This is a genomic window from Hymenobacter sp. FMD4, from assembly GCF_058932745.1.
In genome coordinates this window covers 15,105-39,308 of record NZ_JBZYWH010000034.1, presented here as the reverse complement: position 1 = coordinate 39,308, position 24,204 = coordinate 15,105, and the positions used below count along the sequence as shown (strand labels likewise).

The following is a 24,204-nucleotide window of genomic DNA, read 5'->3' as shown; positions in this document are numbered from 1 at the left end:
GCCTTCACATCGGCAGCCGATACCTTGCGCTTGAGCTTGATGACGCCGACTTTGTCGAGGGTCCAGATAACGGGGTAGGTGGGGTCCAATTCCCACCACTTCACGCCGAAGTTGACGCGCATTGGCAACTTGTGGTGGTTGTTCTGGAACAGTTCGCCGCCGGTCAAAAAGTCGAAGAACAGCGAGTTGCGCGACTTGTCGTTGTTGTCGAAGTTCTGGTAGCCGTACTTGTGCCCGCCCCAGTTCACGATGGCCCCATGCACGGCGCCCATCATAAAGTGAATGGGCAGCAGCAGAAATTGCCACCACGCCGTGGCAAACGCCACGTAAAACGCTACATACAAGGCACCCCAGCCGACACGTACGTACCACCGGTTGCCCAACTCTTCCAAGCTGTTCCACTGCGGGTAGTCGCCTTCGGCAAAGCGCATGGCGCCGGGGTGCCGATTCTGTAGCACTTCCTGGTAGACGGTGCGCGTCTTCCACATCATGCCGAAAGCATTGGAGGAATTGTGCGGGGAATGCGGGTCCTGTTCGGTATCGGAGTACGCGTGGTGCATGCGGTGCAGCAGCGCATAGCCCCGCGGCGACATGAAACTGGAACCCTGACTGATAAAGGTGAAGATGAAAAAGAACCGTTCCCAGAGAGGGTGCATGCTAAACATGCGGTGGGCGGCGTAGCGGTGCTGGAAAAACGACTGCGCGAACAGCGACAAATACCAGTGTGCTAAGAAAGCAATGACAATCAGCATGCGGCAAAATGATGGGTGTGGACAGGCCAAGAATGGAAACTTGAACTCCCAATGATTATTCGGTTCGCTTGCTTCAATTCTTTTTCTGCCCTTAATAGTACGCAATCAACTCAACATTGATCGGGCATTGTTAAAAGCGTTTAATCAGGGGCTTTGTTTCAGCGCATTTTGAGTGCTTCCCCGCAGCACAGTTCTGCCTGGATTACAGCGAGCAGAAAAGTTCGAGCCAGGCTTCAGAGTTAGTAGCTGGGCGGAACGCCCTAAGGGCAGTAGCTTTGGGGTTGTTACTCGCATTATCTGCCTCAATGCCTTTTACAGCTCTAGCTACGCACAACCGCCAACGGTTTGCAGCGGCCCTGCTTCCCGGCTCTTTGGCCGTGCTGAACACTACTGACGTGATGCCGACCCTCGTCGACGGCACCACGCGCCTTCGGCAAAACCACGACTTGTACTGGCTGACTGGCCTGCAGCAGGAACAAGTCAGCCTGCTGATTTTTCCCGAACACCCAAACGACGAAATGCGTGAGGTCCTGTTTGTGCAGCAGCACAGGGGTCAGCACCTGACGCTAAACCAAGCAGCAGCCCTGACTGGCATAGCCACTGTGCGCTGGCTCGACGAATTGCAAGATTTCATCGGCAGAGTAGCTCCGCTGGCCACCAATATTTACCTGAACACCAACGAGCATTTTTCAGCTGGGTCGACGGCCCAAGGCGCCGAGGAATTGTTTGTACACTGGTGCCGCCGGAAGTTCCCCCTGCACCAATTCCAGCGGGCAGCTCCCCTGCTGGCCCGCCTGCGCACCATCAAAAGCCCGGCAGAACTGGAGCTAATGCGCACGGCAGCCGACATTTCAGCAGCAGGCTTCCGGCGCGTATTGAGCTACCTGCGCCCAGGCGTAACGGCTCGCCAGGTAGAGGCCGAGCTTATTCACCAGTACTTGCAGTACCCTGAAGCTGACTGGGCCGACCAGGCCCCTACGGTTGCCGTGGGCGCCCGCAGTTGCACACCACTACACCGGGCCGGCCATGAAGTGTGCCAAGAGGGCGACGTGCTACTGCTGGATGCCGCTGCCTCGTACCGTCTGTACAGCGCCGATGTTACGCGTACGGTTCCGGTAAATGGTCACTTTACACCCCGCCAGCGTCAGGTATATGATGCTGTGTTGCGCGTGCACCAAGGCGTACGCGCATTTGTGCGCGCTGGCCAGAGTTATCAGTCCATTCAGCAGCAGTGTAACAAGCTGCTTATTCAAGAGCTCCTCGCCCTAGAGCTGTTTACCCCAGCCGAGCTGCAGCAGCACGGCCCACAGCACTACTTGCAGCAATATTGTCGCCACGGGTTCGGTCACCTGCTTGGCTTGAACTCACCCGATGTCGGCGACCTATACGAGCAGTTTCCGGCCGGTGCGGTTCTTAGCCTCGAAACGGGTATTTATATCGAAGCTGAAAATCTAGGCATCCGCATTGGTAATGACCTGGTACTCCGGGAAGGCCCCGCCGAAGACCTCACGCACGGAATTCCCATGGAGGCCACCGAGATTGAGGCTTTGATGGGCCGCGCCTCGCACACCAATGCTGCGCCTAGCACACCGGTTAGCCTACCCGCGCCGCCCATTGGCCTCCCGGCTCCGCCGCCGGAACTGGTGCCGGAAGAGTCGGTGAGTAATGCCGCCGTATCCCCCCGAAATAAGTTCTGGCGCTATGCCCACCTACTGCTGATTATCCCGCTGCTACTGGACCTGGGCTACTCGTATGTGCAGCACCTGAACGTGCCCCACGATGGCGACATGGTAGCCGTGATTTTGCCCCGCTACTGGTTGGAGTTTGTCCTAAACGACCCGTTTGCGCTCAGTGTACTTTTCAAGGGTGAACGGTACGCTGGTCCAAACCGGTACTTCGCCCACCAGTCGCTGCTAACTTATATGCGCAACATGCCGCTGCTGTTGCAGACGTTTGTAGATGCCATCTACAGCGTGTACATGGCCAGCGCCATTGCCAAAACCCTCATACAGGCGGCCCTGATTAGCTCGTTGGCCTACTTTGCCAGCGGGCGGTCAGGTTTCAACACGAAGTACTTCCTGATTTGCGCATTACTCATCACGCCTTTTTTCCAGGCGGCCGGCTTCAATGGCCAAATGAGTATCATTGACCGCTCGATTACTTATGTATTCTTTTACTCATTGCCGTTCAGCTTACTTCTCATCTATTTCATACCTATCTACCGAAACTTATTTACTGACAAAAAGACCAAAATATCACTAGCATGGCATATCGCCCTACCTATATTAGCAGTAGTAATATCTCTCAATGGCCCCTTGATGCCGGCCGTAAATATTATGATGTTTGGCAGCATCCTCTTGTATCTGGTTCGTCATTTACTTAAACCCATTTATTATCTTACTATCTACCAGAAAATACAATTAGCTTACAATGATATCCCCAAACAGATATTCTGGCATTTTAGTTTTTTGCTGTTTTGCAGTACATATTCTTATTATATAGGTACGCATAACATTGAAAACACTGAGCCTTTCACATTGAAGGAGCTTTATCAGAAGCTATTCCAAGGGTTTTGGTTTGAACTAGGGCAAGAAGCCGGCTTCCCTCTACTTGTGCTATCAGTGGTCATCAACTTGGTTATCATTAATAGACAACCCACTACCAAATCTTCGCAACGAATAGTTACTGCGGCCAAATGGATGTTGGGGCTGAGCATGCTCTACATTCTGCTACTGCCCTTGGGAGGTTACCGAGTATACCGTCCCTATATTGTGCGTCGTGACAGCATCATGCCCGTTACGCTAGCATTAATTTATTTATTCAGCACGTCTGCGCTTTACTTGTTGCTATACTTAAAACGTGAACAACGACTAGTTTATATCGGCGCTCTGGTTGCTCTCGTTGCTTACTATTCAATTACTGACAAATCAAATTTAAAAGAGGAAAATTGCGAAGTCGCAGCCTTGAGAACTATTGCCGAGTCGCCAGACAAATTAGTTCTTCTAAAGGAGAATTGCTCGGTAATGAACTGGGGCACTATTACTGACCCTAAAGTATCGGAGGAGCAAGGGAAAATGCTCAAGTTTTGGAACATCACAAAAGAAGAGAAGCAATTTTACTACCCGCAGCCTACTCAATAATATTGCTCTACTAGCTGTTCGTGCACGAAAAAGCATCTCTGGTACCAGAGATGCTTTTTTGCAATAATAGAGGTATCTAATTATATATAATAACTTATATATAAAAAACATTAATGCGAAATCTGCAGCACCAATCCATGTACTTTGTTGATTTAATCAACATATCGAACAATTTTTTAAAATATTCAAAACCATAGGATATGTGTGTTTCGTAAGTCTGCCAACGCTTACCTAACCCACCTTAACTTTCTATGAAGAAAACTTTACTCGGGATGCTGCTCTGGATGGGCAGCACCGGGGCCGCCCTCGCTCAAGCCTACCTTGATACACACCTCCAGCCTTTACTCAGCAACCCAGTCGGCCTTCACCAAGTGGTGGTGACGTTTCGGGGCAACTCAGCTCCTTCCGCCGCCAACCGCCTGACGTTGCAGACCCTAGGCGTTACCCAAGGCGTAACGCTGCGGGCTTTGCCCGTAGCCGGGGTACTGGCCACCAGCGCCCAAATCAGCCGGCTGGCCAGTCACCCCGACGTGGTGTCCATCTACCTGAACCGCTCCTTGGTGCGCGACAACGATGGAGCCACGGCCCTCACCGGTGCGCAACGCGCCCGCTTGGAGCCGATATTCACGCAGCGTAATGGCGGCCTACCCGTATCGGGTAAGGGCGTGGGTGTGGTGGTGAACGACTCGGGCATCGACGGGACACACCCCGACCACAAGCTGGGCCAGAACCTGAAGCAAAACGTACTGGGCACCACCAACCTGAACGCACAGAATGCGCTGTTGCCTATTACCTACCTCGAAAACATCCCTAACACCGACCAGACTGGCGGCCACGGCACGCACGTAGCCGGTATTGTGGGAGCTACTGGCGCAGCATCCAATGGTCGGCATGCTGGCGTAGCCCCAGGCGCCGACCTGATCGGTTACGGCACGGGCGCGGGCCTGTTCATTCTGGATGTGGTCGGTGCTTTTGACTACGCACTGGTCAACCAGTTTCAGTACAACATCCGCGTCATTACCAACTCCTTCGGCACCACTTCGGACATTGCTACTGAGCCGAACCCCAATGACCCCATCACCATTGCCACCAAGCGCTGCGTCGACCGCAACATTGTGGTGGTATTCTCGGCCGGTAACTCGGGCGCTGGCTCGGGCACCATCACCGGCAACTACAAAAAAGCACCGTGGGTAATCACCGTGGCCAACTCCGACAAGGCCGGTGTGCTGGCTCCTTCTTCGTCGCGCGGCCGCAAAGGCGTAAATGGCACCGTAGCCATCGACGGGCAGACCTTCCCCTGGCGCGATGAGCCGACGGTAACGGCACCCGGTACGGACATCATATCGACGCGGGCCGTGTCGCCTATCGGACTGCTAAGCACGCAGCAAGACGTCGAAAACCTTGAGCCCGCGCACGTGCCGTTCTACACGCACCTGACGGGCACGTCCATGTCGGCGCCGCACGTGGCGGGCATCGTGGCCCTGATGCTGGACGCCAACCCCAGCCTGACGCCGGCCCAGGTAAAAGCCATCTTGGAAGAAACGGCTACGAACCTGCCCAACCGTGAATCGTGGGAAGTGGGTCACGGCATGGCCAACGCTTATTCTGCCGTGGACCGGGCCTTCCGCCTGGCCGGCTACGGTGCCACGGTAAACGCCAAGCGCACGTTCAATAGCAACGTGAACACGGCCGTGAGCAACTCGCCGTTTACCATCAACTTCAACCCCGCATCCGCGGCTACCAACAGCCAGACCTTTAACGTACCATCCGGCACTTCATCTCTGGAAGTAAGCTGCAAAGTGACAGGCCTGCTGGGCGAAACCGGCAACCCCGTAAACCTGGTGCTGCTCTCGCCGAGCGGCCGCCGCTATGCTTCCGGCATTTCGGTGCTCTTTGCCATCAGCCCTGGTCGTGCCGTAGCGGTGGCTTCGCCCGAGGCGGGCACTTGGACGGTGCGCCTCGACGGCCTGCAAGGCGCCGCGCTGCCCGAAACCGTGAATGGTACTATCTCCCTGAACCAAGCCTTGGGCTCGACGGGCCTCGCCGACGCCGCTGGTCATCCGGCCGAAGCGTCTATACAAATGGCTATCAGCAAGCGCCTGATGGATGGCCTTTCCAATGGCTTCAAGCCGGAGCAGGACCTGTCGCGCATTCAGCTGGCTGATTACCTGATGATGGGCCAGGCCGTGCGCCAGTCCCTGCCGCTGAGCGGCACCAGCTCCTTCGGCGACGTATCGGCCGCGCAGCAGCTGCTGGCCGAATCGGTAACGAACCGCGGTGCTGCCCTGCGCGACCGTAACCACGTTCAGAACGGGGTGATGCTGCCCGTATCGCCGGGCGTATTTGCGCCGAACGCGGCCGTAACGCGCGCCAGCCTGGCTTACTCGCTGGTGCAGAGCCTCGGCCTGCAAAACCGGGCGCAGCAAGCTACCGGTCCCGTAACGGTGGAAGTAAACGGCCAGCGCATTGCCATCGACGATGCCGCCCAGATTCCGGCCGGCTTGGCGGGCTACGTGCAAGTGGCACTCGACATGAACCTGATCAATGCTTACTACTCGCTCACGCAAGGCCCGAACGACCTGCAGCCGGTGCTGCACGCCACCTTCAAGCCTCAGCAAAAAGTAAAGCGCGCTGATTTTGCCGTCATCGTGACGCGCACCCACGACCAGTGGAACACCGCGCCTGCCGATGCTACCCGCTCCTCGGCCAGCACTGCCATGCATGCGTCCAGCGACGCCGTATTTGCTGCACCGAACCCCTTCGCTGAGCGCACCACTTTCCGCTACCAGCTGGCCGAAGCCGCGCCCGTACGCCTGGAGGTATTCGACGTGATGGGCCGTAAGGTGCAAACGGTGGTAAACGCCCCGGAAACGGCTGGCTACCACGAGCACGCCTTTGATGGCACCAAACTGCCCGCGGGCACTTACCTCTACAAGCTCTCGACAGGAGCTAAAACCCAGAGCGGCCGCCTGGTGCTCACGCACTAAGCAACGCCTGAACTCTAAACAAAGAAGGCCCGGAACAGCTGTTCCGGGCCTTCTTTGTTTTGTGGCTGTGGCCATTCTGCCGTTCGGTGCTTGCTCTACCAACATGCGTGGACAATACCGGGAAGGCTTTTAGTGAAGCTTAGGAAAACGCCTCTGCTTGACCTGTGGCGTCTACTTTCTCAACAGAGGAAGCGCAGCCGCAGCATCTCTACCGCTCCGTCTATCTTATCACAGAACGAAGCGGTAGAGATGCTTCAGCGGCGCTTGGCAGGACGGCCATTGTATTGTCCGCAAACCGAAGCGCACCTTCTGCAGCCCCTCTTACACATTCTCAAGGCTCGTTATGAGCTGTAAGCCGGCGTGACCAACTGAATGGGCACAACTACCCCGACAGCGCATCCTTCGCTACAGTTCGCTTATTTCTTCGGCCAGTTTGGCGGGTACTCCGATGCTGTTGAGCATGCCGCTGTTCAGGCCCTGCAACCAGATGGAAAACACGCTGAAGCGCAAGTCGCGGTCTGAGCTGATTTTGCCGGGTTGCAGAGGCCGGCCGTCGCGGCGCGGGTTGTCATTCCGGACGACGATGGTGTTGGCCAGTTTGGAGGCCGCTTTGGTCAGAAAGGTCTGCCGCTCCCGGCCGCCGCCGTTAGCGCTGAGCAAATCGATTTTAAGATCTGAATACTCGGCCCACATCGTTCCCGTCACACCTTTCCGATCCACGTACATGCGGGCTCGGATGCTGTGAACCTGCCCCCGATCGAACCGGGCAAAACGCGTGGGCTCAGTGATGGAATTCATAATGGAGAGGGGTGCCGGGCCGAAACTTGCCTGCAGGCAATGCCGGCCGCTGGCATCGAGCAGCGGCAACCAGGCCACGGCCTCCACGCGGCAGCGACCCTGCAGGTAAGCCGTGGCGCGCAGCACGGCCGGCGTCTGCTGGCCCATGCGGCGCGGGTCGTTCGTAACGTTAATTGCCTCGCCGCTGATGCGCGTAATGGCGAAGTTGCCGGCACGTTTGGCACGCTTGCCGGTGATGCTCAGGCGAATATTAAGGTCTTGCACCCGCAGCTTGCGCACATCCAGCCGGAAGGGCAGCTTGCGAATGTTTTCGGGCGTCACCAGGGCCAGCTTCTCGCTGAGAGGGTATCGGTTGTTGCCGATGATACTCAGTTCAGGCTTACGCACTTCAATCAGCTGTGCCAGCAACGCACCATTCCGCTCCAAGGCCCCATAATCGAAACCCGATACCCGCATAGCCGGGGTGCCTAAGGTCAGGTGGGTAACCTGATGCCCGCGGTGGCGCGCCATGCCATCGGGCGTCATGGTGGGCTTCAGGACCACGTTGGTCAAATGCAACGAGCGGCCCTGCGTGCTGACCTCCAGGCGCTGGCTGCTCAGACGATAGTACGGCGGGTCAATGAGCAGGCTGGCTGGCCCGGTGCGCACCTGCCAGCTTTGGGCGTACAATATTCGTTTGGAGTCGGAAGCGCTGGCCGAATCAATGCGCAGATCAGTGCCAGTGATGTTCACGGCATCTGCCTTCGGCTGCATCGACACGCGCGATACGCTCACTTGGCCATCCTGCAGCTGCACGTGGCGCACCTGCACCCGGCGGAGGTAAGGAGCCAAGGCAACGTATACTGGCGGCGGCGGCGAGCCAGGCGCCGCCAAGCTGAACTTCATGCCTGATAAGCGCAATGAATCGGCTTGCAAGACGCGCTGATTCAGTTTTCGTTGGTGAATGCCAGTAAGACGCGCCTGCGGCAGCGCCAGCGTTACCTGTGCTGCACCGGCTTCGGTTTGCTTGTCGTCAATGGGCTGGATGCGCAGAGAATCCAGGCGGAGCTGCCCGCCGCGGGAGCGAAACTGCACGCTACCCAGCCGCACCTGATGGCCAGGCACGGCCGCTTCCAGCCCGGTAGCGTGCAGGCGCAGCGCGAGCGAGTAAGCAATACGCGTGGAATCGTTGGCGGCTTCGCGGCTAATCAGCATGTTGTCGGCCATCATGTTGCCTTCGCGCAGCTGCACCCGCGTGGGCACCTTGGGCCCGGAGCTGACGCGAATATCCTTTACTGCAAAGTGGCCGAGCTTCACCCCTTTCAGGCGAGGCGGCAGCTGTTCGTGGAGGGGCTTCGACTCGCCTTGCGGCTCGGGCTTATCGAGCACGTGGGCACGCACGGCCTGCACCAGCACGGTGTCCACGGGCACTACGTCCTTGCGCAATATCGCGCCCAGCCCCACACCGGCCACGCGTATGCGCCCCACCGAAAGCCGCAGCCAGGCGGGCGGAACCGAATCGGAGGAGGCCTGGCCGGGCAGCAATTCTACTTGCCGCAGCGTAATGGCCCGCTGCCGCAAATCGGTGCGCAAGCCGCCAATGCGCAGTTGGTAGCTGCCCTTTGACTTCTCGGCTACTTGCTGCTCCAAGGTGCGCCGCAGCCACGGATCCAGCAGGGTATTAAGCGCCACCACCAGCAGCAAGCCCAGCACCAGCAGGATGCCCAGTGCCCACCACAGCCAACGCCAACGGCGCGGCGGCGCAGAAGCCACAGCAGCAGGTTCGGTGGAAGTCGACAAGCGTTCGGACACGGAAAAAAGCAATAGGTCTGCTTCTAACGCAAACCGGGCTTTGGGGGCCGAGGTTTGCAGCAGATTGTACTTCGTCGGGTTACCTTAGCACCGCATTCCGGTCCTCCCCCATCTATGTCTAACGCCAATCCGCTTGCTACCGAGCTGCTTACTACCGTACGGCACAGCTTTCGGACCTACAAAGCCTTGGCTGATAAAGCCCTGGCCCAGCTCACGCCCGAAGAATGGCTGTGGCGCCCGGAGCCAGCTTCCAACAGCGCCGCCGTTATTGTGCAGCACTTGGTAGGCAACCTCCGCTCCCGCTTCACGGATTTCTGGACTAGCGACGGGGAGAAACCCAACCGGCAACGCGACCGAGAATTTGAGGAGCCCACTTCGGCCGCGGGCATTGCTGCGTTGCAAGCGCAGTGGGAAGCAGCCTGGCCCATTCTCTGGGCCGTGCTCGATCATTTAGAACATCATCCCACCGACTGGCTGCGCACCATTACCATCAGGCAAGAGCCGCACACGGCCCTGGCGGCGCTGCAGCGACAGGTGGCTCATTACGCTTACCACACCGGCCAATTGGTGCTGCTGGCCAAAGCCTTGCGCGGCGAGCAATGGCAAACCCTAAGCATTGCCCGCGGCCGCAGCAAGCAATTCAATGCCGAAAAACACGCCGCTGCCAACCTCAACCCTAACCTTGCAGCTCCATCGGGAGTTTAAGCGCGGCATATGCTTGCTATTACTTCACTGCTGAATCCGCAGAACGCCGCCCGCATCAATGGCATCATCCGTAGCCTGGAAGATGAGTTCGGCCTCGATGATGTGCAGGCCACTCCCGACCCCCACATCACCTACCTGCTGGCCGGCGTAAATCAGCATGACGCGCTGAAGGGCGTGTTGGAAGAAGTAGCTGCTTCCACCCTACCCTTCGAGGCTTTTACCACTGGCCTGGGTTTGTTTCCGGGCCCCAATCCCGTTATCTACATCCCGGTGCTCCGCTCCGAAGAGTTGAACCGCCTGCACGGTCGCCTTCTTGCGTCTACGGCCCCGCTGTGCCTGCGTACCGACCGTTTCAGCACGCCTGAGCTGTGGCTGCCGCACATATCCTTGGCCCTGCACGATACCACGCCCGAGTTGCTGGGCCCGGTGCTGCAATACCTCAACGAGCAGACCTACAACCTAAAGCTGCGCATCAGCAACCTGGCTATTCTGCGGGAAGAAGGTGGTCAGTTTGTGCCCGAGGAGGTGTACCCGCTGGGTGGCTATGAAGAGTTTGATTAGCCCACAAATCATGCTGACCGACTACTGAGCAATCTGCGGCGGCTCCCGCCCTGCTTTTTTCAATCCTGCGCTACCTTTACCCTGCTCATCAACCTGCAGCCTATGTACTCCACTGTTCTACTGCTTCACTCCTGGACGCGCTGGCTCGTCCTCATTTTTGGCCTGATTGCCTTTTTCCGCGCCCTCGCGGGCTGGCTCGGCCGCAAGCCCTTCACCGGCGCCGACAACGGCATGGGTGCTGCCTTCATTGGCTCGATGCACCTACAGCTGTTGCTCGGCCTGATTCTGTATTTCGGCCTGAGCCCCTTCGGCATGAAGGCTATGGAAGGTGGCATGGGTGCCGCCATGAAAGACCCAGGCCTGCGCTTTTGGGGCGTAGAGCACATCACCAGCATGATCTTGGCAGTGGTATTTGCCCAAATAGGCCGCTCGCTCTCCAAGAAGCCTGCTGATGCCGTCATCAAGCACAAGCGCGCCGCTATCTACTTCGGCATTGCCTTGCTGCTGGTGCTGCTCATGATTCCGTGGGGCATCTGGAACCCGGCCCGCCCGCTGTTCCGCTTCTGATTCTGACTTCTCACGCACAAAACGCCCGTCGTCCTGACGGGCGTTTTTTTGTTGCCAACCAGCAGCAACCTACCCATTCACAAGTCCCTATATTACTATCACGTTCGTGGTAGTTGTTCCGCACCAGAAGCTAACTACTGCATTGTTATTTCCTATCACCTCGTTTTATGACAAACACTCACGCCATCGGCATCGTGGCCAGCCTGCTAAGCAGCCTCTGCGCCTGCCAGAACAGTGCCGACGAATGCAAGCCGGCCGCCGCTGGCGTGTGTGCTGGTCCGGGCGCTCCAACTACCCGCAAGATCATTCTGCAAGTGCATGACGTTCACCACCGTGCCGGCTCGGTACTGACCTTGACAACACGCACGGATACTTTTTATTCCTGCACCTACTGGCCCATGCCCGCCAGCCTGACCCGTACCGGCAATTCCATCAGAGTGGAATATGGCACGCCGCAACCTCCGCTCATGTGCGGAGCCACTCCCTATCCTGCTTACAACTTCCAGTATCTGAACGACCTAGCCCCCGGCTCGTATGACCTGACGGTGACGGTAGGGCACCGCAAAACCACCGGCACGCTACTCATCCAACCCGACCGGCTGGAACTCAGCACCTGCGACACTAATCTGGCTGCAGTGGATCATCCGCTGTTACGTCGGCTGCCGCCGAACACCATCTACGGTTACGCCACGAACACTTTTCCTTCACCCGCTGCACAGGCCGTTGTGCAGTCTCTGCAGGACTCGTTGATTCAACTTGGCGCCCGGCCTCTCATTTTGTCTCCCGGGCCTTATTACTACTTTAATGTTGACGCTGCGGGCAAGGTTGTCATGCCCCATATCTTCCCAGCGGCATTGGCCCATATTACGTTTGCCATGTCGTACCACGGCTCGCTCGACCGCCTTGAGGCCTTTCGCGCACGGCACCGCATTCCTCAGCTGCTGATGGCCATATACACCAATAGAGGTTATTAATCTATACTACTGGCTGGGCACAAGCATTTTCCGGGCACTGCAGCTACTCGTAATCCGCTCGTGACCAGCTCTTTTTCTTATATTTTGCTCGAATATCATCTGCCTATGGAAGCTAGTATTACCCAGCCGGTCTCCGCTCTCACCGCCACTCACGCTCCCCACGACCACGCCCAGAGTTGCCTCAACTGCGGTCATCCGGTGCCAGAACGCTTCTGTGGCCACTGCGGGCAGGATGCGCACCACACCCACCGCTTCACGTTGCGCTTTCTGCTGCTGCACGACTTGCCGCACTCCGTTTGGCATGTCGATAAGGGCTTGCTGTACACCTTGCGGCAGATGCTGACGCAGCCCGGCGCCACCCTGCACGAGTACATGGCCGGCCGACGGGCCCAGCACTTCCGCCCCATCACCTATCTACTGTTGATTACGGCGGTGAGCATGCTGCTGATTTCGGCAGTAGGCATGAATCCCGTTCCCCCCAATCAGCAAGCCGAAATGCCGCGGGTGCTGCAGCTGATGCTGGAGCGTTACATGCAGCTCTGGGGCAAGTATCCCACCCTGATTTATTTGGTGATACTGCCTGCTAATGCCGTAATAGCCCTGTGGCTGCTGCGGCCCTCGCGGCTCAACTTTGCGGAGATGCTGCTGAGCCAAGCGTTCATATCCGGCACCACCACCATCATCTCCACCGTCTTTATGCTTCCGCTGCTGCTGCTTATACAGCATTTTCCAACGCTGCAGCCCTATATGATGCTAGCCATGCTGCCCTACTTGGGTTACGCTGCGTGGGTATATCGCCAGTTACTCGAGCCCGCCCGCATGCCCATAGAGGACAAATGGGTGCGCAGCATCGGCACCGTGGTGCTGCAAACTATTGTGTTGTTCGTGACCATCTTGCTATTGCAGGCAGCCATCTTCATTTCGCTCATTCGCCAAGATCCCAGACTGCTCGAAGAGCTGAAACAAAAAAAACCTACTCCCAAGTCGAATATGGAGCAGGTTACGCCTAAGAAATAAGGCTGGCAGCGCAACTTGGTAATCCTACTGTTCACCCTTACAAGTCCGGTATCAGGGTGACCTGTCTCGCCTCTGTTGGTTGCCAGGAACACCGATTAATAATATGCCTACCCTTCTGATTCTAGCGTCCTTAGGAAGCTATCTTCTATTTCCCGCTTCAATTTTTGCTCAATTAGCTACTTACTCGATTCCGCAAACGGGAATCCCGACCGACGTAACTTATGAAGGCCATTTCCTTCGAGCGGTCAGCTGGGCCGACCGCTCAGGCCAATATATAGTATTGCTATCCACCACAGCCTCGTCGTACACGACACCCTCCGATACTGGCTGGCAGTTACCTACGCCCCAGCAGAAGCTTTTGCACGCTTACTATTATTCGATCAGCCAAGGTCAAGCCTCGCTGCGATGGTCCTTAACCGACGGCGAGCAGAAATGCATACTCGATGTATTCACGGGTTTTGATCGGGATGTCCCAATGGTGACTGATTTGGACGAAGACGGGAGTCCGGAAATTTGGTTGGTTTACAAGACCGCCTGTACCAGCTATATAAGAGCACGCACCATGAAGTTGGTGATGTACCGCAACGAGCGGCCCCACCAAATGCAAGGCCGCAGCTTACTGCACACGTCACTGAAAGGCTTGGCCGGCGACAAAGGCTTTGAAGGTGGGAAGTACAAGTTTGATAGAGCATTTCAGCGGGCCCCTAGATGCTACCGGCAGTTTGCCAAAGTGCTCTGGGCGCGGCACGCGCTAGACATACAGTAACACACACGCCCAATGCTGTTCGGCAGTAAATGGTCTTTTGGTATTGAGTACCGTCCTTCCACGCAAGAGCCAGTCAATAAGCGTATGGCCCACGCCCGCCTCTGGCTCGGCGGGCGGCCAATTATCCAAGAGCACGAAGAATGCTACTTACCCTCGTTCGTAGCTCAAACCACCGCGTGGTATGATCAGCTTCGCTCAAATCTGATTTCTTTAGATAGCAAGCACCTACAAGGCCGGGCTTGGGAAAAAATCTTCCACTTATTGATGGCAAGCAAGGAAGCGGTAGACGCGCACCCAAATTGGCCGATGGACTCAGAAAACCCCGTTACTGGCGGGTCCGATGATTCTGTGTTCTTCCGGCACTTACTGCGCCTCGACGACACCCTGGACCCTTACTTCGTCTTTCAGTATGAGGAGAACGAGCAAGTAACTGTGGTGTGGCAATGCCACGATGCACGCAGGTGCGCGTCGGATGGGTACGGCCACGTATTTACTCACACGTCACCTAAAGAGCGTTTCCTAAACGCGCTGGCTGAGTTCAACCAGTTCGCAAAGGCGTTGCTGCAATCAGCTTAGTAAATAACGAAACGCCCGCTGCGGAAGCTTCCGCAGCGGGCGTTTTCATTGAAGGTCAAGCAGGCAATTATTGCCCCAATACCATGGCGAAGATCAGCGGCGCCACGATGGTCGCGTCCGACTCGATGATGAACTTGGGCGTGTCCTGGCCCAGCTTGCCCCAGGTGATTTTCTCGTTGGGCACGGCGCCGGAGTACGAGCCGTACGACGTGGTCGAGTCCGAAATCTGAGCGAAGTAGCCCCACAGCGGCACCGAGGTGCGCTGCAGATCCTGGTGCAGCATGGGCACCACGCAGATCGGGAAGTCACCGGCAATGCCGCCGCCGATCTGGAAGAAGCCCACTTTGCTTTCTTCCTTGGCGTTGTTGGTGTACCAGTCAGCCAGGTAGATCATGTACTCAATGCCCGTGCGCATGGTGTGCACGTTCTTGATGTCGCCCGAAATGACGTGGCCGGCGTAGATGTTGCCAAGCGTGGAGTCTTCCCAGCCGGGGCACACGATGGGCAGGTTCTTTTCGGCAGCGGCCAGCATCCAAGAGTCCTTCGGGTCGATCTGGTAGTACTGCTCCAGCTCACCCGACTTCAGGATCTGGTAGAAGAACTCGTGCGGGAAGTAGCGCTTGCCAGCCTTATCGGCCTCTTCCCAGAACTTCAGCACCGAGTGCTCGAGGCGGCGCATAGCCTCCTCCTCCGGAATGCAGGTGTCGGTTACGCGGTTCATGTGGCGCTCGAGCAAAGCCTGCTCGTCAGCGGCCGTCAGGTCGCGGTAGTTCGGTACCCGCTCGTAGAAATCGTGCGCTACGAGGTTAAAGATGTCCTCCTCGAGGTTGGCACCCGTGCAGCTGATGATATGCACTTTATCCTGGCGGATCAGTTCGGCCAGCTGAATGCCCATTTCGGCGGTGCTCATGGCGCCAGCCAGGGTAATCATCATCTTGCCACCTTCGGCGAGGTGCTTGTTGTAGCCTTCGGCGGCGTCAACGAGGGCCGCAGCGTTGAAGTGGCGGTAGTGGTGCTTGAGGAAGTTGGTTACGTTCATTTCTGCGTGTGTTGTACGTGGTGCCTCCTGCGAGTTGAACCGAAGCACCGGCCCCTAACGCACCCCATCCGGGGCTAGTTCAATAGCCGGGCTAAAGTTTTGGACAGGTTGCGCTAGCCGCGCTTAGGTTCTTCGATGATGATGTTGTGGTTCGTATAGATGCAGATGTCGGCGGCGATGTTCAAGGCCTCCTGCACCATCTGCCGGGCCGTGAGGTGCGGCGCGTGCTTCTTCAGGGCCAGCGCAGCGGCCTGGGCAAACATAGCCCCCGAGCCGATGGCAGCCACGTCGGAATCGGGCTCCAGCACGTCGCCGGTGCCGGCGATGATGAGCAGCTCGTCTTGGTCGGCTACCACCATCATGGCTTCCAGCTTGCGCAGGTACTGATCCTTGCGCCAGTCTTTGGCTAGCTCGATGGCGGCGCGCTTCAGGTTCTGACCGAAAGCGCCGAGCTTCTCCTCGAAGCGTTCGAGCAGGGTGAAAGCATCGGCGGTAGAGCCTGCGAAGCCGGTCACGACTTTGCCGCCGTGCAGCTGCCGGATTTTGCGCACGTTGTTTTTGGCCACGTGCTTGTCCATGGTGGCCTGGCCGTCGGCGCCCACGGCTATTTCGCCGTTGTGCCGCACGCCGAGGACGGTTGTTGATCTTATGCGGGTCATAAGTCAGTATTAAAAGCTGTCATCCTGAGCACAGCAGAACGACCTTACGTGATAAGGTCCTTCGCTGTGCTCAGGATGACAACTGGGTTAATTACCTCAAATTAGCATGCGCATCGGGTCTTCCAGCAGGCCTTTCAGCGTCTGCAGGAAGGCGGCACCGCTGGCGCCGTCCACCACGCGGTGGTCGCACGACATGGTCACCTTCATCACGTTGCCGACCACGATCTGGCCATCTTTCACCACCGGCGTCTGCTTGATGCCGCCTACGGCCAGGATGCAGGCATCCGGCGGGTTGATGATGGCCGTGAACTCCTCGATGCCGAACATGCCCAGGTTCGAAATGGTGAAGGTATTGCCTTCCCAGTCCGAGGGCTGCAGTTTCTTGGTCTTGGCCTTGCCGGCGAGGTCTTTCACTTCGTTGGCAATCTGCGACAGGCCCTTCTGATCAGCGTTGCGGATAACGGGCACCAGCAGACCTTCTTCCACGGCCACCGCCACGCCGATGTTCACCACCTTGTTTTGGCGGATCTTGTCGCCGAGCCACGAGGAGTTGATAACCGGGTGCAGCTTCAGGGCAGCGGCCGAGGCCTTGATGACGAGGTCGTTGAACGACAGCTTCACCGGCGACAGCTCATTGAGGCGCTGACGGGCTTCGATGGCCTTGTCCATCGAAATTTCCATCGTGAGGTAGAAGTGCGGCGCCGAGAACTTGCTTTCAGCCAAGCGGCGGGCAATAACCTTACGCATCTGCGACACGGCCGTGTCGGTGTAAGTGCCTTCGGCGGCTTGCGGCGCGGCCGGTGCCGGTGCGGTGGCCGGAGCCGGAGCAGCTTGGGCAACAGGAGCAGCAGCCGGGGCCGGAGCGGCGGCTTGCGGCGCCGGAGCAGCTTGCGGCCGGGCGCCGGGCTGTGCATTCTCCAGGTCGCGCGATACGATGCGACCATTCTCGCCCGAGCCCTTCACGGTGCTCAGGTCGATGCCTTTCTCCTGCGCAATGCGCTTGGCCAACGGTGATACAAACAGGCGTCCGCCCTGCGGCGTGTCTTGCGAAGTGGCTTGGCCTTCGGCGCCCGAGGGCACGGCCACACCACCCGACGATTGGCCGGTAGCTTCGGCACGGGCCTGAATATCACGGTCGGATTTGGCGTCTTCCAGCTCGGAATTGGCCTTGGCATCGCCGAACTCGGCTTCTCCGCCGGCGGTGGGCGTGAAGTCGCTCGTACCGGAGTGGCCAGCCTGCGGACCTTCGCCGCTCGCTTGGCCCCCACCGGATCCGCCGCCAAGCAGCACATCGATGTCAGCACCTTCTTCACCGATGATGGCCAGGATGCCATCGACAGCTACGGCTTCACCGTCTTTCGGACCGATGTAGAGCAGCGTGCCGTCTTCATAGTTCTCCAGCTCCATCGTGGCCTTGTCGGTCTCGACTTCGGCCAGCACGTCGCCGGATTTTACTTTGTCGCCTACTTTCTTGAGCCAGCCCGCAATGACGCCTTCCGTCATGGTGTCGCTCATTTTGGGCATGCGCACCACCGTGGCCTTCTTGCCGTTGCCGGCAGGCTTGGAGGCGGCCGTAGCCGAAGCGGCTGGCTTGGCGGCGGGAGCAGCCGGTGCAGGAGCAGCCGCTGGTGCAGCCTGCTCAGCTTTGGGCTCTTCAGCCTTCGGGGCCGGGGCAGCAGCTGCGCCACCGTTGCCACCGATCTGGCTCAGCAGGCCAGAAATATCTTCGCCCTCTTTGCCGACGATGGCTAGTACGCCATCCACCGGCACGGCTTCTTTCTCTTTTGGACCGATATACAACAAGGTGCCGTCCTCGTAGTTTTCGAGCTCCATGGTAGCCTTATCGGTTTCTACCTCGGCCAAAATGTCGCCGGACTTTACCTTGTCGCCCACCTGCTTGAGCCACGCCGCAATGACCCCTTCGGTCATGGTGTCGCTCATTTTGGGCATTTTTATGATTTCGGCCATTGTAAGTCGTCAATTGGGTTCAAGCCGCCAAAAATAGACCGTATTTCTTGCGGGCACAAACCCGATTTATGCAAACGTTGCCGGGCGGGATAAAGGAGAAAATTCGTGAAAATCTCATTCGACTTAGACGATACGCTTATTCCCTCGTCAAAGGCATTTCCGACGGAACCGCAAAGCTGGCTGCTACGGCTGATAGGTGTCGAGAAACTCAGAGCGGGTACAGTTGAGCTCTTCAAGGAATTAAAAGCCCGCGGGCATTCACTGTGCGTGTACACCACTTCCTTCCGGTCTCCCCTACGGATGCGGCTGACGTTCTTCTTTTACGGCATTTCCATTGGCCAATACATCAACCAGAACCACCACAACGCTGCGCTGCGGGAGAAGAAAGGCCGGTTTTCGAAGTACCCGCCGGCCTTCGGCATCGACATCCATGTGGACGACTTACCGGGAGTTGCAATCGAAGGCGAACGGCACCATTTCCGAACCCTAATCATAGATTCCCAAGACTCCGGCTGGACGGGAAAAGTACTTATGGCCGTTTCGCAGTCGGTGTAGGGTATCTGAAAAGAAGGCAGCAGCGCCGCTTGTTAGCTCAAATGCCGCGTATCCAGGTACGAACGCACGCTAAACATAGAACCGGTGTAATGCACGCGGTACAGTCCTAAGTTGCGGTGCTCAAAGAGGTCCATGGCGCTAAGTGGGTAGTTCAGCAATTGGCAGAGCAGCACGCGCATGGCCCGGCCGTGCATGCACACCAGGATGGTTTCCTCGTCGGGGCGGCCACGCAGTATTTCGTCGATGAAGGGTCGCTGCCGGGCCGCTACCTCGTCGGGGCTTTCGCCGCCTTCGAATGCCAGGTGCGTTTCGCCGCGCTGCCAGGCCCGCAGAATGCCGTGGTACTCAATGTCTTCTTCCGGCGTGATGCGCGTGCCTTCGCGGTTGCCCCAGCTTATTTCGTCGAGGGCGCGGTACTGCTCAAACGGCAGGCCAGCATCCAGAAACGGCTGCACTGACTGCTTGGTGCGCATGAGCGTGGAGATGTACACGCGGTCGAAGGCCATGTCGCGGTACGCATCGTAGAACTGGGCGGCCTGGGACACACCCATCTCGTTCAGGGGAGCATCGACGCCGCTGCCCTGCACGATGCCGCGCACGTTGAAGTACGTCTGGCCGTGGCGAATGAGGTAGATTTTCTTGACCACGCGGTTTCGGGGCGTAGTTTTGCTGAATGAGGGCGCGAAAGTAGCGTTTTGCAGCTCTTCCCGACACTTTACTATTTCTGATACGCGTATGCTGCCTGCCCAATCCCAACCTTCCCTGGCCGAACTCAACGTCTGGTGCCGCAACACCATGGGCGAGCATCTTGGCATTGAAATCACCGCCGTGGGCGAGCGGATGCTGGAGGGCCGGATGCCCGTCGACCACCGCACCCATCAACCGATGGGCCTGTTGCACGGCGGCGCCTCGGTGGCATTGGCCGAAACGCTGGGCAGTATTGGGGCTGTGCTGCAGGTAGACCGTACGCGCCAGGCCTGCGTGGGGTTGGAAATCAACGCCAATCACCTCAAAAGCGTGCGTTCGGGCTACGTCATTGGGCGGGCTGAAGCCATTCACGTCGGCCGTATGACGCACGTGTGGGAAATCAAAATCCGGCACGAAGAAACCGATGCGCTGGTGTGTGTCAGCCGCATCACGATGGCCGTGATTGACATTCCGGCGGGCAAAGCCTCGCAGTCGTGAGCCGCGTAGCCGAAACCGCCGCCCACGCCACCGTGCGCCGCCTGGCGGCCTTGGCGCTGCGGCACGAAGGCTCGGTGGCCCTCTGGCGCCTGCCCAACGCCACCGCGCCGGTGCTGCTCTTGAGCCTGCGCCCACTGCACCTCTCGGGCCTGCCACCCGCCTTGGAGCCCACGGCCCCGGCTGGCTTTGCCTTCTACCCTTTCCAGGACAGCGACACCGCCGAGGCCCTGCTGCTGCCGGCTGATGCCGTGCTGGACCTCTCGGCCGGCCAGCAGTTGAGTCTTTCACACGCCCTGCCACCCGAGGCCGTAGCCGCCGTGCAACGCGTGCTGCACGAAACCACCGAGCCGCCCGAACTGGCCTGGCACGCAAGCCCACAGCCCCTGCCGGCCACCGCCGACCGCGCCGAGTACGAGGCGCTGGTGGCGCGAGGCGTGGGCGCCATCCGTGCCGGGCAGATGACCAAAGTGGTATCGAGCCGCGCCGCACGGTGCCCGCTGCCCTCAGGCTTCGATACGCTGCAGGCGTTTGACGCGCTGTGTCAGCAGCACCCACGGGCGTTTGTGTCGCTGGTGAGTGCGCCGCAAGCCGGCACTTGGTTGGGTGCTACGCCCGAGGTGCTGGTAGAAACCGACGGGGCTGAGTTCCGGACCATGGCCTTGGCCGGCACTCAGCCACTCACGCCCGATATCACCGCTAACTCGGCGATGTGGCGGCAAAAAGACATCGAAGAGCAGGCCTTGGTGGCCCGCTACATCGTGAGCTGCTTTAAGCAGCTGCGCCTGCGCGACTACGACGAAACCGGCCCCAGAACTGTGCAGGCCGGTAACCTGTTGCACCTACGCACGGAGTTTCGGGTTGATCTGAAACGCGTGACCTCGCCCACCTTCGCTACCGACATGTTGCGCCTGCTGCACCCCACTTCAGCCGTAGGCGGCATGCCCCGCGAGACGGCGCTCAACTTCCTGCAGCGTCACGAGGGCTACGACCGCACCTACTACAGCGGCTTCCTGGGGCCGGTGAATCTACCCGGGCCCGGTACTTCGCGCCTTTTCGTAAACCTGCGCTGCATGCAGCTAAGGCCCAATGAGGCTATTCTGTATGCTGGCACAGGCCTGACGGCGGAGTCGGAGCCGACGAAGGAATGGCAGGAAACAGAAATGAAACTGCGCACGGTGGGCTCGGTGCTGGATGAAGTTCACTCACAATAGAGAGCTAAATATTGGGGCAGTTCTCGCTGCCTAGCTGAGCGCGACCCGGCTTACAGTTCAGTTACGTTTTGCAGTAATGCCGGTTTATCGTAGGCTGCCAGTATTGAATTCTTCATTCCCATTTTCTGACTGAAAATGCTTCAGCCCATTCATAACATCGCCGAAATCTGCGCCCAACATGGCATAACCGACGTGGTGCTGTCGCCCGGTTCGCGTTCGGCGCCGCTCACCATTGCCTTTGCGCGCCACCCCGAGCTGCGCGTGCGCGTGGTGCCCGATGAGCGCGCTGCGGCCTTCATCGGCCTGGGGCTGGCCCAGGTGCAACGGCGGCCGGTGGCGCTGGTGTGCACTTCCGGTACGGCGGGGCTGAACTACGCGCCGGCCGTGGCCGAAGCTTTTTTTCAGCAGATTCCGCTGGTAATATTCACCGCCGACCGTCCGCCGGAATGGATTGATCAGCTCGATGGCCAAACCATCCGGCAAACCAACCTCTACGGCCGTCATGCCAAGGCCGCGTTTGAGCTTCCGGTCGATCTTTCACACGCCGATGCCAAGTGGCACGCGGCGCGGCTGGTAAACGAAGCCATCAATATTGCCCAAGAGCTGCCGGCGGGCCCGGTGCAGGTAAACGTGCCGCTGCGCGAGCCTTTTTACCCCGCCGCGGGCGAAGAAATCAAGTACGAAGCCGTGCGCATCAGCCGCGAAGTGGCGGGGGCACCGCAGTTGCCGGCGGGCGAGCTGGACGTACTGCGCCGACAGTTGCGGCAGACCAAGCGCGTGCTCGTCGTGGCCGGGCAGCATCCCGCCGACGAGCCGCTGCTGCTGGCCTTGCGCCGCCTCGGCGCAGCCTACCAAATTCCGGTGGTGGGCGACCTGATTGCTAACCTGCACCTACCCGTAGGCCCGGATTTTGACGTGCTCAGCGCGCCGTTGGGCCGGCAGGATGTATTCATGGCCGTGCCAGAGCCGGGGCTAAAGGAAGCGCTGCGGCCGGAGCTGCTCATCACCTTCGGGCAGTCGCTCATCTCGAAAGCGCTCAAAAACTACTTGCGCGAATATGCGCCCCAGCAGCACTGGCACGTGCAGCCCGCTGGAGCGGTAGCCGATACTTTTCGCTCGCTCACGCGCATCATTCGGATGGAGCCGGCCGCGTTTTTTCAGGCACTGATGGGCGGGGATATTGCGGCGGAAGCGCCGGACTCAGCAGGTACTTCTAATGCTGCGGCAGCGCCCGAAAAAAAGGCTAAAGCCCGCTTAACCTGGGAAGGTCCCGGTACCGCTCGTGGCGAAGCCATAGCCCCCAAGGATGCCTTCACTACGCCTTGGCGGCGCGCCAATGGCTGGGCCACCGATTTCCTGGCCGATTTCATGGCGCAGCCCAAGCCGCCGTTCAACGAATTTACCGCTATTCACCGGGCGCTGCAGCAGGTGCCCGACCGCACCGCACTGCACCTGGCCAACAGCATGGCTGTGCGCTACGCCAACATTCTGGGGCTGCCGACAGGCCGCGCTATCGAAGTATTTGCCAACCGCGGCACCAGCGGCATCGATGGCTGCAATTCTACCGCCGTGGGCGCGGCGCTGGCCGCGCCGGAACGCCCGGTAGTGCTGCTTACCGGCGACGTAGCCTTCTTTTACGACCGCAACGCCTTCTGGCATAATTACCCGACGCCGAATCTGCGCATCATCCTCATCAACAACCACGCGGGCGGTATCTTCCGACTGATTGAAGGGCCGCGGCAGCAGCCGGAGCTGGAAGAGTTTTTTGAAACGCGCCAGCAGCTCACGGCTGAAAACACAGCCCGTGATTTTAGCCTGCGCTACTTCACTGCCAACTCCTGGACCGAACTAGATAAGGTGTTACCGGTTTTCTTTGCACCCGTAACCAAAGGCAACGCGGCCGTGCTGGAAATCACCACCGACTCGGCCACCAACGCTGCTTTCTTCGAACAATACCGCGCCGCCGTGCGCACTTCTTTTTCCTAACATGCGCCTTTTGCAAAATCATCTACACGCTTTGCGAGCCTCAACGTCGCCAACGACTTAGCCCACAAACGACGTTGGTAATTTCGCAGAGGCCGCTGAGTTCAACATCCCTTCTATGTCCCAAGTAACCTGGACGCCCATCAAGGAATTCAAGGAGATTCTGTTCTCCGAATACCAGGGCATTGCCAAAATCAGCATCAATCGTCCGCAGGTGCACAACGCCTTCACCCCCCTCACGGTGCAGGAGATGATTGAGGCCATGCACATCTGCCGCGACCGGACCGACATCGGCGTGATTATTCTGACTGGTGAAGGCGGCCGGGCCTTTTGCTCGGGCGGCGACCAGAGCGTGCGCGGCCACGGCGGCTACGTGGGCGAGGACACCGTACCGCGCCTGAATGTGCTGGACCTGCAGAAGCTCATCCGCTCCATTCCTAAGCCTGTGGTGGCCATGGTAGCCGGCTGGGCTATCGGGGGCGGGCACGTGCTGCACGTGGTGTGCGACCTGACCATCGCGGCCGAAAACGCCCGCTTTGGCCAGACTGGTCCTATGGTAGGCTCGTTCGACGGCGGCTTTGGCGCCTCTTACCTGGCGCGCATCGTGGGCCAGAAGAAAGCCCGCGAAATCTGGTATCTCTGCGACCAGTACGACGCCCAGGAAGCCCTCGATATGGGCCTTGTAAACAAAGTGGTACCGCTGGAGCAACTGGAGGAAACCACTTTGCAGTGGTGCTTCAAGATGCTGGAGAAAAGCCCGCTGGCGTTGCGCATGCTCAAGTCGTCGTTCAACGCAGAACTCGACGGCCAAGCCGGCATTCAGGAACTGGCTGGCAATGCCACCTTGCTGTACTACCTCTCCGAGGAAGCTAAGGAAGGTAAGAACGCCTTCTTGGAGAAGCGCAAGCCCGATTTCTCGAAGTTTCCGAAGTTTCCGTAAGCTTGTTGGTTCGCTTGTAAAAAAGGCCCG

The 24,204-nt window shown here is 58.5% G+C and carries 20 protein-coding genes; 14 read left to right on the top strand and 6 right to left on the bottom strand.

Annotated features, from left to right (window positions below; translation table 11 throughout):
* Nucleotides 1–752 (bottom strand): acyl-CoA desaturase (locus AC5FXY_RS20785; protein ID WP_493558647.1); only part of this gene is annotated, 752 nt, incomplete at its 3' end.
* A gap of 305 nt (nucleotides 753–1,057) precedes the next feature.
* Between AC5FXY_RS20785 and AC5FXY_RS20780 the strand changes: the two genes are divergently transcribed.
* Complete coding sequence (locus AC5FXY_RS20780; protein ID WP_493558646.1) at nucleotides 1,058–3,892, top strand: aminopeptidase P N-terminal domain-containing protein; 2,835 nt, start codon at nucleotides 1,058–1,060, stop codon at nucleotides 3,890–3,892.
* 251 nt (nucleotides 3,893–4,143) lie between these two features.
* Complete coding sequence (locus tag AC5FXY_RS20775; RefSeq protein ID WP_493558645.1) at nucleotides 4,144–6,879, top strand: S8 family peptidase; 2,736 nt, start codon at nucleotides 4,144–4,146, stop codon at nucleotides 6,877–6,879.
* A gap of 405 nt (nucleotides 6,880–7,284) precedes the next feature.
* Here the strand turns inward: AC5FXY_RS20775 and AC5FXY_RS20770 are convergent, their stop codons facing one another.
* Complete coding sequence (locus tag AC5FXY_RS20770) at nucleotides 7,285–9,468, bottom strand: hypothetical protein (RefSeq protein WP_493558644.1); 2,184 nt, start codon at nucleotides 9,466–9,468, stop codon at nucleotides 7,285–7,287.
* 114 nt (nucleotides 9,469–9,582) lie between these two features.
* Between AC5FXY_RS20770 and AC5FXY_RS20765 the strand changes: the two genes are divergently transcribed.
* The 7 genes from AC5FXY_RS20765 to AC5FXY_RS20735 all read left to right on the top strand — a co-directional run bounded on the left by AC5FXY_RS20765 (nucleotide 9,583) and on the right by AC5FXY_RS20735 (nucleotide 14,634).
* Nucleotides 9,583–10,173 (top strand): DUF1572 family protein, encoded by a 591-nt coding sequence (locus AC5FXY_RS20765; RefSeq protein ID WP_493558643.1) that lies wholly within the window; start codon nucleotides 9,583–9,585, stop codon nucleotides 10,171–10,173.
* A 9-nt stretch (nucleotides 10,174–10,182) separates the two neighbouring features.
* Nucleotides 10,183–10,734: a 2'-5' RNA ligase family protein gene (locus AC5FXY_RS20760; RefSeq protein ID WP_493558642.1), complete on the top strand. Its 552-nt coding sequence runs from the start codon at nucleotides 10,183–10,185 to the stop codon at nucleotides 10,732–10,734.
* Between the two features lie 102 nt (nucleotides 10,735–10,836).
* On the top strand, nucleotides 10,837–11,301 hold the full coding sequence (locus tag AC5FXY_RS20755) for a hypothetical protein (protein WP_493558641.1): 465 nt from the start codon (nucleotides 10,837–10,839) through the stop codon (nucleotides 11,299–11,301).
* Between the two features lie 167 nt (nucleotides 11,302–11,468).
* Nucleotides 11,469–12,275, top strand: coding sequence for a hypothetical protein (locus AC5FXY_RS20750; protein WP_493558640.1), 807 nt, complete (start codon nucleotides 11,469–11,471; stop codon nucleotides 12,273–12,275).
* A gap of 105 nt (nucleotides 12,276–12,380) precedes the next feature.
* Entirely contained in the window at nucleotides 12,381–13,292 is a 912-nt protein-coding gene (locus tag AC5FXY_RS20745; RefSeq protein ID WP_493558639.1) for a DUF3667 domain-containing protein, read from the top strand.
* Between the two features lie 103 nt (nucleotides 13,293–13,395).
* Complete coding sequence (locus AC5FXY_RS20740; protein ID WP_493558638.1) at nucleotides 13,396–14,058, top strand: M949_RS01915 family surface polysaccharide biosynthesis protein; 663 nt, start codon at nucleotides 13,396–13,398, stop codon at nucleotides 14,056–14,058.
* 12 nt (nucleotides 14,059–14,070) lie between these two features.
* Nucleotides 14,071–14,634, top strand: a complete 564-nt coding sequence (locus AC5FXY_RS20735; RefSeq protein WP_493558637.1) for an Imm42 family immunity protein — start codon at nucleotides 14,071–14,073, stop codon at nucleotides 14,632–14,634.
* A gap of 67 nt (nucleotides 14,635–14,701) precedes the next feature.
* Here the strand turns inward: AC5FXY_RS20735 and AC5FXY_RS20730 are convergent, their stop codons facing one another.
* The 3 genes from AC5FXY_RS20730 to AC5FXY_RS20720 form a co-directional block, all read right to left on the bottom strand.
* Nucleotides 14,702–15,673: a deoxyhypusine synthase family protein gene (locus AC5FXY_RS20730; protein ID WP_493558636.1), complete on the bottom strand. Its 972-nt coding sequence runs from the start codon at nucleotides 15,671–15,673 to the stop codon at nucleotides 14,702–14,704.
* Nucleotides 15,674–15,786: 113 nt separating this feature from the next.
* Nucleotides 15,787–16,332: an ATP-dependent protease subunit HslV gene (hslV, locus tag AC5FXY_RS20725; RefSeq protein WP_493558635.1), complete on the bottom strand. Its 546-nt coding sequence runs from the start codon at nucleotides 16,330–16,332 to the stop codon at nucleotides 15,787–15,789.
* Between the two features lie 96 nt (nucleotides 16,333–16,428).
* Complete coding sequence (locus AC5FXY_RS20720; RefSeq protein WP_493558634.1) at nucleotides 16,429–18,300, bottom strand: pyruvate dehydrogenase complex dihydrolipoamide acetyltransferase; 1,872 nt, start codon at nucleotides 18,298–18,300, stop codon at nucleotides 16,429–16,431.
* A gap of 267 nt (nucleotides 18,301–18,567) precedes the next feature.
* Between AC5FXY_RS20720 and AC5FXY_RS20715 the strand changes: the two genes are divergently transcribed.
* Entirely contained in the window at nucleotides 18,568–18,855 is a 288-nt protein-coding gene (locus tag AC5FXY_RS20715; protein WP_493558633.1) for a hypothetical protein, read from the top strand.
* Between the two features lie 32 nt (nucleotides 18,856–18,887).
* Here the strand turns inward: AC5FXY_RS20715 and AC5FXY_RS20710 are convergent, their stop codons facing one another.
* The gene (locus AC5FXY_RS20710) at nucleotides 18,888–19,502 is read right to left on the bottom strand and encodes a histidine phosphatase family protein (RefSeq protein ID WP_493558632.1); all 615 of its coding nucleotides are present in this window, start codon (nucleotides 19,500–19,502) and stop codon (nucleotides 18,888–18,890) included.
* An 88-nt stretch (nucleotides 19,503–19,590) separates the two neighbouring features.
* Here AC5FXY_RS20710 and AC5FXY_RS20705 point away from each other — a divergent pair, with 88 nt between their 5' ends.
* The 4 genes from AC5FXY_RS20705 to menB all read left to right on the top strand — a co-directional run bounded on the left by AC5FXY_RS20705 (nucleotide 19,591) and on the right by menB (nucleotide 24,174).
* Nucleotides 19,591–20,040: a hotdog fold thioesterase gene (locus AC5FXY_RS20705; RefSeq protein WP_493558631.1), complete on the top strand. Its 450-nt coding sequence runs from the start codon at nucleotides 19,591–19,593 to the stop codon at nucleotides 20,038–20,040.
* Nucleotides 20,037–21,251 (top strand): chorismate-binding protein, encoded by a 1,215-nt coding sequence (locus tag AC5FXY_RS20700; RefSeq protein ID WP_493558630.1) that lies wholly within the window; start codon nucleotides 20,037–20,039, stop codon nucleotides 21,249–21,251. The genes AC5FXY_RS20705 and AC5FXY_RS20700 overlap by 4 nt, the downstream gene beginning before the upstream one ends.
* 135 nt (nucleotides 21,252–21,386) lie before the next feature.
* Nucleotides 21,387–23,237: a 2-succinyl-5-enolpyruvyl-6-hydroxy-3-cyclohexene-1-carboxylic-acid synthase gene (gene menD, locus AC5FXY_RS20695; RefSeq protein WP_493558629.1), complete on the top strand. Its 1,851-nt coding sequence runs from the start codon at nucleotides 21,387–21,389 to the stop codon at nucleotides 23,235–23,237.
* Nucleotides 23,238–23,352: 115 nt separating this feature from the next.
* Entirely contained in the window at nucleotides 23,353–24,174 is an 822-nt protein-coding gene (gene menB, locus AC5FXY_RS20690) for a 1,4-dihydroxy-2-naphthoyl-CoA synthase (protein ID WP_493558628.1), read from the top strand.
* Nucleotides 24,175–24,204 lie beyond the last annotated feature (30 nt).

Bases quoted from the DNA above. Each gene is read 5' to 3' on its own strand.
- AC5FXY_RS20780 (WP_493558646.1), top strand. From the start codon at position 1,058: ATGCCTTTTACAGCTCTAGCTACGCACAACCGCCAACGGTTTGCAGCG.
- AC5FXY_RS20775 (WP_493558645.1), top strand. From the start codon at position 4,144: ATGAAGAAAACTTTACTCGGGATGCTGCTCTGGATGGGCAGCACCGGG.
- AC5FXY_RS20765 (WP_493558643.1), top strand. From the start codon at position 9,583: ATGTCTAACGCCAATCCGCTTGCTACCGAGCTGCTTACTACCGTACGG.
- AC5FXY_RS20760 (WP_493558642.1), top strand. From the start codon at position 10,183: ATGCTTGCTATTACTTCACTGCTGAATCCGCAGAACGCCGCCCGCATC.
- AC5FXY_RS20755 (WP_493558641.1), top strand. From the start codon at position 10,837: ATGTACTCCACTGTTCTACTGCTTCACTCCTGGACGCGCTGGCTCGTC.
- AC5FXY_RS20750 (WP_493558640.1), top strand. From the start codon at position 11,469: ATGACAAACACTCACGCCATCGGCATCGTGGCCAGCCTGCTAAGCAGC.
- AC5FXY_RS20745 (WP_493558639.1), top strand. From the start codon at position 12,381: ATGGAAGCTAGTATTACCCAGCCGGTCTCCGCTCTCACCGCCACTCAC.
- AC5FXY_RS20740 (WP_493558638.1), top strand. From the start codon at position 13,396: ATGCCTACCCTTCTGATTCTAGCGTCCTTAGGAAGCTATCTTCTATTT.
- AC5FXY_RS20735 (WP_493558637.1), top strand. From the start codon at position 14,071: ATGCTGTTCGGCAGTAAATGGTCTTTTGGTATTGAGTACCGTCCTTCC.
- AC5FXY_RS20730 (WP_493558636.1), bottom strand. From the start codon at position 15,673: ATGAACGTAACCAACTTCCTCAAGCACCACTACCGCCACTTCAACGCT.
- hslV (WP_493558635.1), bottom strand. From the start codon at position 16,332: ATGACCCGCATAAGATCAACAACCGTCCTCGGCGTGCGGCACAACGGC.
- AC5FXY_RS20720 (WP_493558634.1), bottom strand. From the start codon at position 18,300: ATGGCCGAAATCATAAAAATGCCCAAAATGAGCGACACCATGACCGAA.
- AC5FXY_RS20705 (WP_493558631.1), top strand. From the start codon at position 19,591: ATGCTGCCTGCCCAATCCCAACCTTCCCTGGCCGAACTCAACGTCTGG.
- menD (WP_493558629.1), top strand. From the start codon at position 21,387: ATGCTTCAGCCCATTCATAACATCGCCGAAATCTGCGCCCAACATGGC.
- menB (WP_493558628.1), top strand. From the start codon at position 23,353: ATGTCCCAAGTAACCTGGACGCCCATCAAGGAATTCAAGGAGATTCTG.